Source organism: Halomonas sp. H10-9-1 (genome assembly GCF_040147005.1).
Classification (GTDB): Bacteria; Pseudomonadota; Gammaproteobacteria; order Pseudomonadales; family Halomonadaceae; genus Halomonas.
Genome location: NZ_JAMSHO010000001.1, coordinates 3,609,927 through 3,623,283, shown reverse-complemented (window position 1 = coordinate 3,623,283; position 13,357 = coordinate 3,609,927). Strand labels below are relative to the sequence as shown.

Sequence of the window (13,357 nt, the reverse complement as noted above, 5' to 3'; positions counted from 1 at the left end):
TCACTTTGCGGGAAGCACCATGCCCAAACGTACCGACCTCCAGAGCATCCTGATCATCGGCGCCGGCCCCATCGTCATCGGCCAGGCGTGTGAATTCGACTACTCCGGCGCCCAGGCCTGCAAGGCCCTGCGCGAGGAGGGCTACCGGGTCATCCTGGTCAACTCCAATCCGGCTACCATCATGACCGACCCGGCGATGGCCGATGCCACCTACATCGAGCCGATCACCTGGCAGGCGGTGGAGAAGATCATCGAGGCCGAGAAGCCCGACGCCATCCTGCCCACCATGGGCGGCCAGACCGCGCTCAACTGCGCCCTGGACCTCGACAAGCATGGCGTGCTCGAGAAGCATGGCGTGGAGATGATCGGCGCCAATGCCGACGCCATCAACAAGGCCGAGGACCGCGACCTCTTCGACCAGGCCATGAAGCGCATCGGCCTGGAGTGCCCCAAGGCCAAGGTCGCCCACACCATGGAAGAGGCCTGGGAGATCCAGGCCGAGCTGGGCTTCCCGACCATCATCCGCCCCTCCTACACCATGGGAGGCTCCGGCGGCGGCGTGGCCTACAACAAGGAGGAGTTCGAGGAGATCTGCCAGCGTGGCTTCGAGCTTTCCAACAACCACGAACTGCTGATCGACGAGTCGCTGTTGGGCTGGAAGGAGTACGAGATGGAGGTCGTTCGTGACAAGAACGACAACTGCATCATCGTCTGCTCCATCGAGAACTTCGACCCCATGGGCGTGCACACCGGTGACTCCATCACCGTGGCGCCGGCCCAGACGCTGACCGACAAGGAATACCAGATCATGCGCAACGCCTCGCTGGCGGTGCTGCGCGAGATCGGCGTCGAGACCGGCGGCTCCAACGTCCAGTTCGGCACGGATCCGAAGACCGGGCGCATGGTGGTCATCGAGATGAACCCGCGGGTGTCGCGCTCCTCGGCGCTGGCCTCCAAGGCCACCGGCTTCCCGATCGCCAAGATCGCCGCCAAGCTGGCGGTGGGCTATACCCTGGACGAACTGCAGAACGACATCACCGGCGGGCGCACCCCGGCGTCGTTCGAGCCGGCCATCGACTACGTGGTCACCAAGATCCCGCGCTTCACCTTCGAGAAGTTCCCCCAGGCCAACGACCGCCTGACCACCCAGATGAAGTCGGTGGGCGAGGTGATGGCGATCGGGCGTACCTTCCAGGAGTCCCTGCAGAAGGCGCTGCGCGGCCTGGAGACCGGCAACGACGGCCTCGACCCCAAGATCACTCGCTTCGATGCCGACGGGATGGCGCATATCAAGGGTGAGCTGCAGGCCGCCGGCGCTGAGCGCATCTTCTTTATCGCCGATGCCATGCGCGCCGGCATGAGCCGCGACGAGATCTTCGCGCTGACCAAGATCGATCCCTGGTTCCTGGTTCAGCTCGAGGACCTGGTCGCCACCGAGGCCGAGGTGGCCACGCGCTCGCTTTCCGAGCTCGATACGCGTGAGCTGTTCCGCCTCAAGCGCAAGGGCTTCTCCGATGCCCGCCTGGCCGCGCTGCTCGGGGTCTCCGAGAAGGAGTTCCGCAAGACGCGCCAGCAGGCCGGCATCCGCCCGGTCTACAAGCGTGTCGACACCTGTGCCGCGGAGTTCGCCTCCGACACCGCCTACATGTACTCCACCTACGAGGAGGAGTGCGAGGCCGAGGTGAGCGACAGGCAGAAGATCATGGTGCTGGGCGGCGGACCCAACCGCATCGGCCAGGGCATCGAGTTCGACTACTGCTGCGTCCACGCCGCCTTCGCCATGCATGACGACGGCTTTGAAACCATCATGGTCAACTGCAACCCCGAGACCGTCTCCACCGACTACGACACCAGCGATCGTCTCTACTTCGAGCCGGTGACCCTGGAGGACGTGCTGGAGATCGCCGACAAGGAGCAGCCCGTCGGCGTGATCGTGCAGTTCGGCGGCCAAACCCCGCTCAAGCTGGCCCGGGAACTCGAGGCCGCCGGCGTGCCGATCATCGGCACCACCCCGGACGCCATCGACCGTGCCGAGGATCGCGAGCGCTTCCAGCAGATGATCGACAAGCTGGGCCTCAAGCAGCCGCCCAACGCCACCGCGCGCAGTTTCGAAGAGGCCTTCGCCAAGGCCGGGGCCATCGGCTACCCGCTGGTAGTGCGTCCCAGCTACGTGCTCGGCGGCCGCGCCATGGAGATCGTGTACGACGCCTCCGAGCTCGAGAACTACATGACCCACGCGGTCAAGGTCTCCAACGACTCTCCGGTGCTGCTCGACCACTTCCTCAATGCGGCCATCGAGATCGACATCGACGCGGTCAGCGACGGTCAGCAGGTGGTGATCGGCGGCATCATGCAGCATATCGAGCAGGCCGGCGTGCACTCCGGCGACTCCGCCTGCGCGCTGCCGCCCTACTCGCTGCCCGCCGAGGTGCAGGACGCGATGCGTGAGCAGGTGCGGCAGATGGCCATGGAGCTCGGCGTCAAGGGCCTGATGAACGTGCAGCTGGCCTGGCAGGACGGCGAGATCTACATCATCGAGGTCAACCCCCGTGCCTCGCGCACCGTGCCCTTCGTCTCCAAGTGCATCGGCACCTCGCTGGCCCAGGTCGCCGCGCGCTGCATGGCCGGCACCACCCTGGCCGAGCAGGGCTTCGAGGCCGAGATCGTGCCGCACTTCCACAGCGTCAAGGAGGCGGTGTTCCCGTTCAACAAGTTCCCGGGCGTCGATCCGATCCTGTCGCCGGAGATGAAGTCCACCGGCGAGGTGATGGGGAGTGGCAACACCTTCGCCGAGGCCTTCTACAAGGCGCAGCTCGGCGCCGGCGAGGCGATTCCGCCGCTTTCCGGGCCGCGCAAGGCGTTCCTTTCGGTGCGCGAGCCGGACAAGGCGGGTGTTATCGAGGTGGCGCGCTCTCTGGTAACCTTGGGCTTCACGCTATGTGCGACCCGCGGTACCGCCGCGGCCCTCGAGGCCGCCGGTGTCGATGTCGAGGTCGTGAACAAGGTCTTCGAAGGCCGCCCGCATATCGTCGATCTGCTCAAGAACGACGAGATCGCCTATATCGTCAATACCACCGAGGGTCGCCAGGCGATCAACGACTCCTCGGTGATCCGTCGCACCGCGCTGGCTCGTAAGGTTCCCTACGCCACCACGCTGGCGGGGGCCAGTGCCGTTTGCCTGGCGCTCGAGTACGGCAATGAGATCACGGTGCGGCGGCTACAGGAACTGCATGCAGGAGCCGTACAATGAACAAGGTCCCGATGACCGTCGCCGGGGAGTCGCGCTTGCGCAAGGAGCTCGATCACCTCAAGAGTGAGGCGCGGCCGAAGGTGATCGCCGCCATCGCGGAGGCCCGTGAGCACGGCGATCTCAAGGAGAACGCCGAGTACCATGCGGCCCGCGAGCAGCAGGGCTTCATCGAGGGGCGGATCCAGGAGATCGAGGGCAAGCTCGGGAGCGCCCAGGTGATCGACGTCACCCGGTTGCCCAAGACCGGCAAGGTGATCTTCGGCGTCACCGTGGGGTTGCTCAACCTCGATACCGACGAGGAGGTGAGCTACCGCATCGTCGGTGAGGACGAGGCCGATATCAAGCAGAGCCTGATCTCGGTGACCTCACCCATCGCCCGCGCCCTGATCGGCAAGGAGGAGAGCGACGTGGTGGTGGTCAAGACCCCCGGTGGTGACGTCGAGTACGAGATCACGAGCGTCGAGCACCTGTAGCCCTTCGGGCAGCGACAAGCTGCAAGGATCAAGCTACAAGAAAGCCCCGCAGGCGAATGCCTGCGGGGCTTTTGCTGTATGGCGCCGTGGTAGGAGGGATGCTGCGCATCGCGACTGGCGCCGCAGGCGCCCGGCAGTGTCGGGTGGCTCGGGGTGGTCTGTTCGGGAGGCCTTCGGCCTCCGTCGCGAGACGGAGTCTCCCTCCAGCTTGCGCGAAGCGCGGTCAGTGCCGCCCGTGATGGTTCTCGAAGCGCTTGGTGTTGGAGAGCTTGGGGTTGGCCTGGGGGTTGCGTCGATAGAGCAGCGCCATCTTGCCGATCTTCTGGATCAGCTCGGCGCCACTGGCCGCGACCAGCTCGTCGAGCATGGCGGCCCGTTCGTCGCGCTCCGCCAGGGCGATCTTCACCTTGATCAGCTCGTGGTCGTTGAGGGCTCGGTCGAGCTCCGCCAGCACCCCGTCGGAGATGCCGTTCTCGGAGACCATTACCACCGGGTTCAGGTGGTGACCGATGCTACGAAATGCTTTCTTTTGTGCCTGTGACAAGCTCATGGTATCTTGCGTCTTCTCGGTTGCGCGCAGCCAGTCATGGTACGCGCAATTCGTCACGCCGAAAACGTCTTCGGCAAAAGCGCCGGGCTGACCGGCCATTTCTCGGCGCCCCAGTCGCGTATTCTGCCCCGCGCCAGTCACATCCCCGCAACGTTCCAGGTGATGCCGTGGCTCGTCCCCGCACCCCATCCCCCGCCTCCGGCAAGCACTCTGCAAGCAAGACCAGCAAGGGCTGGCTGAAGGAGCACTTCGACGACCAGTACGTGCAGCGTTCCTGGCAGGAGGGCTATCGCTCGCGGGCCAGCTACAAGCTGTTCGAGCTCGACGCGAAGGATCGGCTCCTCGCGCCGGGCATGACGGTGATCGATCTGGGGGCGGCGCCCGGTGGCTGGAGCCAGGTGGCGGCCGAGAAGGTGGGGCCCGAGGGAGTGGTGATTGCCTCCGATATCTTGGAGATGGATGCCCTGGCCGGTGTCGACTTCATCCAGGGCGACTTCACCGAGGAGGTGGTCCTCGAGGCGATTCTCGCCACCCTGGGCAGCCGCCCGGTGGACCTTGTGATGTCCGACATGGCCCCCAATATGAGTGGCATGGCCGCCATCGACCAGCCCCAGGCGATGTATCTGGTGGAGCTGGCGCTGGACCTGGCCGGCCAGACCCTGCGCCCCGGCGGCACCTTCCTGGCCAAGGTGTTCCAGGGCGAGGGCTTCGATGACTACCTGAAGGCGCTGCGTGGCGCCTTCACGCGGGTGGTGACCCGCAAGCCCGACGCATCGCGTGCGCGCTCCCGTGAGGTCTACCTGCTGGCGCAGGGCTTTCGCGGTTGAGCCTGGTGGGATGGAGTGCCGCGATAGTCCCGGCCTATCGGGGAAATTGCCGGACAGAGCACAACAAAGTGTGTCACAGTGCCTGCTGCGGTGGACCGCCTGGCGGGCGGTGGCCGAACACGGCCGGCTCCTGTAGTGTCCAAGGTGCCAGGTCCCTGCGGCCGACAGATTTCAGATATTGAGGGTAGTCCCTTGAACGATATGGCGAAGAACCTGATCCTGTGGTTGGTCATCGCGGCGGTGCTGCTGACGGTGTTCAACAACTTCAGTGTCGATAGTGCACCCCAGGCGATGAACTACTCGCAGTTCGTCCAGCAGGTGCAGAACGAGCAGGTGCGCAGTGTGACCATCGATGGCTACACCATCAACGGTGAGCGTACCGACGGCTCGCAGTTCCGGACCATCCGCCCCGCGGCGGAGGATCCCAAGCTGATGGATGACCTGCTCTCCAGCAATGTGACCGTGGTGGGCAAGGAGCCCGAGCAGCAGAGCCTGTGGATGCGGCTGCTGGTCGCCAGTTTCCCGATCCTGCTGATCCTGGCCATCTTCATGTTCTTCATGCGTCAGATGCAGGGCGGGGGCGCCGGCAAGGGCGGGCCCATGAGCTTCGGCAAGTCCAAGGCCAAGCTGCTCTCCCAGGACCAGATCAAGACCACCTTCGCCGACGTGGCCGGTTGCGACGAGGCCAAGGAGGAGGTCGAGGAGCTGGTCGACTTCCTGCGCGACCCCACCAAGTTCCAGCGCCTGGGCGGTACCATTCCTCGCGGCGTGCTGATGGTGGGCCCGCCGGGTACCGGCAAGACCCTGCTCGCCAAGTCCATCGCCGGTGAAGCCAAGGTGCCGTTCTTCTCCATTTCCGGCTCCGACTTCGTCGAGATGTTCGTCGGCGTGGGTGCCTCCCGCGTGCGCGACATGTTCGAGCAGGCCAAGAAGCAGGCGCCCTGCATCATCTTCATCGACGAGATCGATGCCGTGGGTCGCTCCCGTGGTGTCGGCATGGGCGGCGGCAACGACGAGCGTGAGCAGACCCTCAACCAGCTGTTGGTAGAGATGGACGGCTTCGAGGCCAACGAGGGCATCATCGTCATCGCCGCTACCAACCGCCCCGACGTGCTGGACCCAGCGCTGATGCGCCCGGGTCGCTTCGACCGCCAGGTGGTGGTGCCGCTGCCCGATATCCGCGGCCGCGAGCATATCCTCAATGTGCACCTGCGCAAGGTTCCGCTGGCCGACGACGTCAAGCCGTCGCTGATCGCCCGCGGCACCCCCGGTTTCTCCGGTGCCGACCTGGCCAACCTGGTCAACGAGGCGGCGCTGTTCTCGGCGCGCCGCAACAAGCGCCTGGTGGGGATGGAGGAGCTCGAACTCGCCAAGGACAAGATCATGATGGGCGCCGAGCGCCGCTCCATGGTCATGACCGAGAAGGAGAAGCTCAATACCGCCTACCACGAGTCGGGCCACGCCATCATCGGCCTGGTGATGCCGGAGCATGATCCGGTCTACAAGGTGACCATCATCCCGCGCGGCCGCGCCCTGGGCGTGACCATGTTCCTGCCCGAGCAGGACCGCTATAGCCTGTCGCGGCAGCAGATCATCAGCCAGATCTGCTCGCTGTTCGGCGGCCGCATCGCCGAGGAGATGACGCTCGGGCCGAACGGTGTCACCACCGGTGCCTCCAACGACATCAAGCGCGCCACCGAACTGGCCCACAACATGGTCGCCAAGTGGGGCCTCTCCGAGGAGATGGGCCCGATCATGTACGACGAGGACGAGTCCCACCAGTTCCTCGGCGCCCCGGGCCAGGGCGGCGGCAAGCTCAAGTCCGGCGAGACCATCTCGCGGCTCGACAAGGAAGTGCGCAAGGTCATCGACGAGTGCTATGCCGAGGCCAAGCGCATTCTCGAGAAGAATCGCGACAAGCTCGACGCCATGGCCGATGCGCTGATGAAGTACGAGACCATCGACGCCGACCAGCTCAAGGACATCATGGATGGGCGCACGCCGCGTCCGCCCAAGGACTGGGAGGACGGCGACTCTTCCGGCCCCGGAGCCCCGGTGACCGAGACCTCCGGGGCCGAGGCTGCCCCGGACGAACCGGAGCAGGTCGACGGCGACGAGGATGGCGACGAGGAGCCGCGTCGGCGGCCCTCCGACCCGTTGGGCGGGCCTGCTGGCTCCTGAGGCCGCCGCACGACTCCCTGTCAGGCGCCCCCGCGGGGGCGCCTTTGTCTTTCTGGTTTACTCCCTTTCTCCATACCTGCCGAGCGAAGATGAATCCGAATCACGCCTCCCTGATCTGCGGCCGACACCGGCTCGACCTCTCCTACCCCCGCGTCATGGGGATCCTCAACGTCACCCCCGACTCCTTCTCCGATGGCGGTCGCCATGTGGCCCTGGACGACGCCCTGCGCCACGCCGAGCGGATGCTGGCCGAAGGTGCGGCGCTGATCGATGTCGGCGGCGAGTCGACCCGCCCCGGGGCCGACTCGGTCTCGCCCCAGGAAGAGCTCGATCGTGTGGCGCCGGTGGTGGAGGCGCTGGTTCGCGAACTCGACGCCCTGGTCTCGGTGGATACCAGCTGCCCCGAGGTGATGCGCGCGAGCGCTGCCCTGGGCGCGGGGATGATCAACGACGTGCGTTCCCTGGAGCGCGAGGGGGCGCTGGCCGCGGCCATCGGCAGCGGACTGCCTGTATGCCTGATGCACCGCCAGGGCGAGCCCCGCGACATGCAGCAGGCGCCCCGCTATGATGTACCCATCGAGGAGGCGGTGGCCGGCTATCTTGCCGCCCGCGTCGCCGAGTGTGAGGCCGCAGGCCTGCACCGTGAACGTCTGCTGCTCGATCCGGGTTTCGGCTTCGGCAAGACCGTTGAGCATAACCTGCGCCTGCTCAACCGCATGGCGCATCTCGCCGACCTCGAGCTGCCGCTGCTGGTGGGCATGTCGCGCAAGAGCATGATTGGCAAGGTGCTGGAGCGTCCGGTGGAGGAGCGCCTGTCGGGTGGCCTGGCACTGACGGCGTTGGCGGTGGAGCGTGGCGCCCGCATCCTGCGCGTCCACGACGTGGCCCCCAGCGTGGATGCGGTGAACATGACCTGGGCCGTACTCAAGGAGGGATGCTGATGGCGCGACGCTACTTCGGAACCGATGGGATTCGCGGCACGGTGGGTGAGCCGCCGATCACCGCCGACTTCATGCTCAAGCTGGGCTGGGCCACCGGCCGGGTGTTGGCGGCGCGCAACCCGAAGCGTCGCCACCGGGTGCTGATCGGCAAGGACACCCGCATCTCCGGCTACATGTTCGAGTCGGCGCTGGAGGCTGGGCTCTCCGCCGCCGGCATCGACGTGTCGCTGCTGGGCCCCATGCCGACCCCGGGTATCGCCTACCTGACGCGCACCTTTCGCGCCGATGCCGGCATCGTCATCTCGGCGTCGCATAACCCCTTCGCCGATAACGGCATCAAGTTTTTCTCCGCCGCAGGAGCCAAGCTGGGTGACGACGTCGAGGAGGAGATCGAGGCGATGCTTGAGGAGCCCCTGGTCACGGTGCCTGCGGACCGTCTCGGCAAGGCCACTCGCATCGACGACGCCGACGGCCGCTACATCGAGTTCTGCAAGTCGACCATTCCCGATCGGGTCAGCCTCGGCGGCCTCAGGGTAGTGCTCGACTGCGCCCACGGCGCCACCTACCATATCGCCCCCAGCGTGTTCCGCGAGCTCGGCGCCGAGGTCAGCCTGATCGGCGCGAGCCCGGACGGCCTGAACATCAACCGCGAGGTGGGCTCCACCCATCCGGCAGCGCTGCGCGCGGCGGTGATCCAGCAGGGCGCTGACCTGGGGGTGGCCTTCGACGGCGACGGCGACCGGGTGCTGTTGGTGGACAGCGACGGCTGCGAGATCGACGGCGACGATATCCTCTACCTGATCGCCCGCGACCGCCACGCCCGCGGCGAGCTGGGCGGCGGCGTGGTCGGCACCCTGATGACCAACTTCGGCCTTGCCGCGGCGCTGGAGGCCATGGGCGTGCCCTTCGAGCGTGCCAAGGTGGGCGACCGCTACGTGATGGAACGCCTCGCTGCCAATGGCTGGCAACTGGGCGGCGAGTCCTCCGGGCATATCGTCTGCGGCCATGTGCAGACGACCGGTGACGGCATCGTCTCGGCGCTGCAGGTGCTGGCGTTCATGGTGCGTGAGGATAAGCCGCTGAGCCGCCTGCTCGACGGTCTCGAGAAGGCGCCCCAGGCGCTGGTCAACGTGCGCCTCACGCCGGGCAGTAATGCCCGGGCGGTGATGGCCATGCCGGCCCTTCAGGAGGCGGTGAGCGAGGTCGAGGGTGAGCTGGGCGATGAGGGGCGGGTGTTGTTGCGGCCTTCCGGCACCGAGCCGCTGATCCGGGTGATGGTCGAGGGGCGCCCGCACCTCGACGTGGATGGTCTGGCGCGGCGCCTCGCCGAGCGGGTCGAGGCGCTGCTCGACGCCTGAGCGCCCACGGCGCCGGTTGTCTTGACAGGGCCTCTCCTATACCATTTCGCTCCACCTTGAAAGAGGACAGTCGATGCGCACGCCGCTGATCGCCGGCAACTGGAAGATGAACGGCTCGACCGAGCTGGTCGAGGCCTTCGGGCGGGCCTTCTCCAGTGCCGCGTTGCCGAGCTCGCTGGATACGGCGATCTTTCCGCCCTACCCCTATCTGGAGGCGGCACGGCGCGCCTTCGACGGGACCCCGCTGCAGCTCGGCGCCCAGACGCTCAACCCGCACCCTTCGGGCGCCCATACCGGCGAGGTGAGCGGGAGCATGCTGTGCGAGTTCGGCGTCCGATATGTGCTGGTGGGCCACTCCGAGCGGCGCCAGCTCTACCGCGAGAGCGACGAGCAGGTGCACGACCGCCTGCTGGCCGCCCTCGGCGTCGACATCACGCCGCTGCTCTGCGTCGGCGAGACCCTCGCGGAGCGCGATGCCGGCCACACCATGCAAGTGGTGTTGCGTCAGGTCGGCTTCGTGATGGAGCGGTTGGCGCCGGAACAGCGCGAGCGCGTGATCATCGCCTATGAGCCGGTATGGGCCATCGGTACCGGCCGTACCGCGACGCCGGGGCAGGCCCAGGAGGTGATGGCCGGCATTCGCGAATACCTGGCCGGCTTCGATCGCGACCTGGCGGCCAGGCTGCGGCTGCTCTACGGCGGCAGCATGAACGCGGGCAATGCAGCGGAGCTGCTTGCCCAGCCCGATATCGACGGCGGCCTGGTGGGCGGTGCCTCGCTCAAGGTCGACGATTTCCTAGCCATCTGTCAGTCAGCAGGTTGATTCCATGCAAGTTGCCATTCTCATGATCCACGTGGCGATCGCCATCGCCCTGGTCGCCCTGATCCTGCTGCAGCAGGGTAAGGGTGCCGAGGCCGGTGCCGCCTTCGGTGGCGGTGCCTCCCAGACCGTGTTCGGCTCCCGCGGCAGCGGCGGCTTCCTGGCGAAGTTCACCGCCTTGCTGGCGGCGGCCTTCTTCGCCACCTCCCTGACCCTGGCCTGGTTTGCCAGCCAGAGCGGCGCTGCCCCCGAGGCCGGAATTCCCGACGCGCGGCTGATCGAGCAGCAGAACAGCGTGCCGACCCTTGACGACGAGGGGTCGAGCATGGATAATGCTGCGCCAGTGCTGGAGGGCAGCGACGAGTAGCTCGCTGCGCAGTTTCCAGCCTCCCCTGATGCCGAAGTGGTGGAATTGGTAGACACGCTATCTTGAGGGGGTAGTGACCTTACGGTCGTGCGGGTTCAAGTCCCGCCTTCGGCACCATCTGATTCATCGCGACGCCTATGCAGGTTGTCGACGATCCTTCAGAAGCAGGATTGGCAATGCGGTGTACGCCCCTTGACGGATTCGTCAGTTGCGTGTAACATCACCGACCTAGATTGATGCGGGGTGGAGCAGTCTGGTAGCTCGTCGGGCTCATAACCCGAAGGTCATCGGTTCAAATCCGGTCCCCGCTACCATCTTCCGGCAGGTGCCTGGCGAATAGTGACATGGTCATGTTCGCATGAAGGGGCAGCCAGATAGCCGGAGTGGTCTACAGGTTTTATGTAAAAGCCCCTTCCTGTGAAGGGGCTTTTTGTTAGCAGTTTGCCCAGAGCGCCAGGCGCCAGGGCACTGTTCCGGGCAATGCCAATCAGCCACCTGACTTCCCAGTTCACTCCCGGCCAGGTGCCTGATGCAACGGCTGTAGGAGTCTATTCCGTGGCTACCAAGGATGCAGCGCTATACGCATTGATCGACCCCGTGGTCACCGCCATGGGCTTCGAGTTGTGGGGCATCGATCATCTCTCCCAAGGCAAGCACTCGCGTCTGGTGATCTATATCGACCATGCCGACGGCGTCAGCGTCGACGACTGCGCGGATATCAGCCGCCAGGTGAGCGCGCTGCTCGATGTGGAGGATCCGATCCATGGCGAGTATCGCCTCGAGGTCTCCTCCCCGGGGATGGATCGCCCGCTGTTTACCCTCGATCATTTTTCCCGCTATCGCGGCCATGAGGTGGCGCTGAAGCTGCGCGCGTCCTTCGAGGGGCGTCGCAAGTTCCAGGGCCTGCTGGCCGGCGTGGAGGGCGACGAGGTGCTGCTGCAGGTCGATGGAGAGGAGTACTGCTTCCCCGTCGATGGCATCGATCAAGCCCGCGTGGTGCCCCGTTTCGAGGACTAGCCCGCGGTTCAAGGATTCGGCCTCCCCCGGGAGGCGTGTTGAGCAACAGCTCGAGAACAGGTTTTCTGGCGAGGCAAAGGCATGAGTAAAGAGATTCTGGCGGTCGTCGATGCGATCTCCAACGAGAAGGGAGTTCCCCGCGAGGTGATTTTCGAGGCCGTCGAGGCGGCCCTGGCCAGCGCGTCGCGCAAGCGCTTCGAGGACGAGGAAGCCAGCGTACGGGTGCATATCGATCGCAGTACCGGCGACTACGAGACCTTCCGCCGTTGGGAAGTGGTCGAGGATGATGACTTCGACGGCCCCGACCACCAGATCAAGCTCACCTTCGCCGAGCGCCGCGACCCGCCCCTGGGCCTGGGCGACGTGGTCGAGGAGCGCATCGAGAACGCCGACTTCGGCCGCATCGCCGCCCAGACCGCCAAGCAGGTCATCGTGCAGAAGGTTCGTGAGGCCGAGCGGGCCGAGGTAGTGCGCCTCTACGCCGATCGCGAGGGCGAACTGGTCTCGGGTATCGTCAAGAAGACCACCCGCGACGGCCTGGTCATCGACCTGGGCGACAACGCCGAGGCGTTCCTGCCGCGCGGCGAGATGATTCCCGGCGAGCGTTATCGCATGAACGAGCGGGTTCGTGCCCTGCTGATCAAGGTCGATGCCGAGGCCCGCGGTGCGCAGCTGATCCTGTCGCGTACCTGCCCCGAGTTGATCATCGAACTGTTCAGCATCGAGGTTCCCGAGATCGCCGAGCAGCTCATCGAGATCAAGGGCGCCGCCCGGGACCCGGGCTCGCGTGCCAAGATCGCCGTGAAGACCAACGACCGTCGCATCGACCCGGTGGGCGCCTGCGTGGGCATGCGTGGCTCGCGGGTCCAGGCGGTCTCCTCGGAGCTGCAGAACGAGCGCGTGGATATCGTGCTGTGGGACGACAACCCGGCCCAGCTGGTGATCAACGCCATGGCGCCGGCGGACGTCGCCTCGATCCTGGTCGACGAAGATGCCCACGCCATGGATGTGGCTGTCGCCGAGGACAACCTGGCACAAGCCATCGGCCGCAGCGGCCAGAACGTGCGCCTGGCCTCCGAGCTGACCGGCTGGCGGATCAACGTCATGACCGAGGCCGAGGCGGAGGACAAGCGTGATCAGGAGATCGACAGCCTGGTGGAGCACTTCGTGCAGCACCTCGACATCGACGACGACGTGGCGCGCCTGCTGGTGGAGGAGGGCTTCACCACCCTGGAGGAGATCGCCTACGTGCCGGTCGAGGAGATGCTCGAGATCGAGGAGTTCGACGAGGAGATCATCGAGGAGCTGCGCGCTCGCGCCAAGGATGAGCTGCTCAACCTCGCCATCGCCTCCGAGGAGGAGCTGGACGGTGCCCAGCCGGCCGACGACCTGCTGGAGATGGAAGGCATGGAGCGTCACCTGGCCTTCATCCTGGCCAGCCGCGGGATCGTCAGCATGGAGGATCTGGCCGAGCAGTCCGTCGATGATCTGCTGGATATCGAGGGCATTGACGAGGAGCGTGCCGCGTCACTGATCATGACTGCCCGTGCGCCCTGGTTTGAGAGCGAGTAGC

11 protein-coding genes and 2 tRNA genes are annotated in these 13,357 nt (G+C 65.9%); 12 read left to right on the top strand and 1 reads right to left on the bottom strand.

Annotated elements, in window-relative coordinates; all coding sequences use genetic code 11:
* Positions 1 to 19: 19 nt before the first annotated feature.
* Together carB and greA are read left to right on the top strand one after the other, a co-directional pair.
* Complete coding sequence (carB, locus tag NFH66_RS16865; protein WP_349611417.1) at positions 20 to 3,250, top strand: carbamoyl-phosphate synthase large subunit; 3,231 nt, start codon at positions 20 to 22, stop codon at positions 3,248 to 3,250.
* The gene (greA, locus tag NFH66_RS16860; RefSeq protein ID WP_349611416.1) at positions 3,247 to 3,723 is read left to right on the top strand and encodes a transcription elongation factor GreA; all 477 of its coding nucleotides are present in this window, start codon (positions 3,247 to 3,249) and stop codon (positions 3,721 to 3,723) included. The genes carB and greA overlap by 4 nt, the downstream gene beginning before the upstream one ends.
* Positions 3,724 to 3,946: 223 nt before the next feature.
* On the opposite strand, the gene yhbY is transcribed toward greA, so the two are convergent.
* Complete coding sequence (yhbY, locus tag NFH66_RS16855; RefSeq protein ID WP_349611414.1) at positions 3,947 to 4,273, bottom strand: ribosome assembly RNA-binding protein YhbY; 327 nt, start codon at positions 4,271 to 4,273, stop codon at positions 3,947 to 3,949.
* Positions 4,274 to 4,440: 167 nt separating this feature from the next.
* Here yhbY and rlmE point away from each other — a divergent pair, with 167 nt between their 5' ends.
* The 10 genes from rlmE to nusA all read left to right on the top strand — a co-directional run bounded on the left by rlmE (position 4,441) and on the right by nusA (position 13,356).
* A complete protein-coding gene (gene rlmE, locus NFH66_RS16850) occupies positions 4,441 to 5,100 on the top strand; it encodes a 23S rRNA (uridine(2552)-2'-O)-methyltransferase RlmE (protein ID WP_349611413.1) in 660 nt (219 codons plus the stop codon).
* A gap of 192 nt (positions 5,101 to 5,292) precedes the next feature.
* Positions 5,293 to 7,281, top strand: a complete 1,989-nt coding sequence (ftsH, locus tag NFH66_RS16845) for an ATP-dependent zinc metalloprotease FtsH (protein WP_349611412.1) — start codon at positions 5,293 to 5,295, stop codon at positions 7,279 to 7,281.
* Between the two features lie 89 nt (positions 7,282 to 7,370).
* Complete coding sequence (gene folP / locus NFH66_RS16840) at positions 7,371 to 8,222, top strand: dihydropteroate synthase (protein WP_502878656.1); 852 nt, start codon at positions 7,371 to 7,373, stop codon at positions 8,220 to 8,222.
* Positions 8,222 to 9,580, top strand: a complete 1,359-nt coding sequence (glmM, locus tag NFH66_RS16835) for a phosphoglucosamine mutase (RefSeq protein ID WP_349611410.1) — start codon at positions 8,222 to 8,224, stop codon at positions 9,578 to 9,580. The genes folP and glmM overlap by 1 nt, the downstream gene beginning before the upstream one ends.
* Before the next feature lie 73 nt (positions 9,581 to 9,653).
* Positions 9,654 to 10,403: a triose-phosphate isomerase gene (gene tpiA / locus NFH66_RS16830; RefSeq protein WP_349611409.1), complete on the top strand. Its 750-nt coding sequence runs from the start codon at positions 9,654 to 9,656 to the stop codon at positions 10,401 to 10,403.
* A 4-nt stretch (positions 10,404 to 10,407) separates the two neighbouring features.
* The gene (gene secG / locus NFH66_RS16825; protein WP_349611408.1) at positions 10,408 to 10,767 is read left to right on the top strand and encodes a preprotein translocase subunit SecG; all 360 of its coding nucleotides are present in this window, start codon (positions 10,408 to 10,410) and stop codon (positions 10,765 to 10,767) included.
* Between the two features lie 30 nt (positions 10,768 to 10,797).
* A tRNA-Leu gene (locus NFH66_RS16820) sits at positions 10,798 to 10,884 on the top strand.
* A gap of 120 nt (positions 10,885 to 11,004) precedes the next feature.
* Positions 11,005 to 11,081 (top strand) — tRNA-Met (locus tag NFH66_RS16815).
* A 241-nt stretch (positions 11,082 to 11,322) separates the two neighbouring features.
* On the top strand, positions 11,323 to 11,784 hold the full coding sequence (gene rimP / locus NFH66_RS16810) for a ribosome maturation factor RimP (RefSeq protein ID WP_349611407.1): 462 nt from the start codon (positions 11,323 to 11,325) through the stop codon (positions 11,782 to 11,784).
* Positions 11,785 to 11,865: 81 nt separating this feature from the next.
* The gene (gene nusA, locus NFH66_RS16805; RefSeq protein WP_349611405.1) at positions 11,866 to 13,356 is read left to right on the top strand and encodes a transcription termination factor NusA; all 1,491 of its coding nucleotides are present in this window, start codon (positions 11,866 to 11,868) and stop codon (positions 13,354 to 13,356) included.
* Position 13,357: the final 1 nt, after the last annotated feature.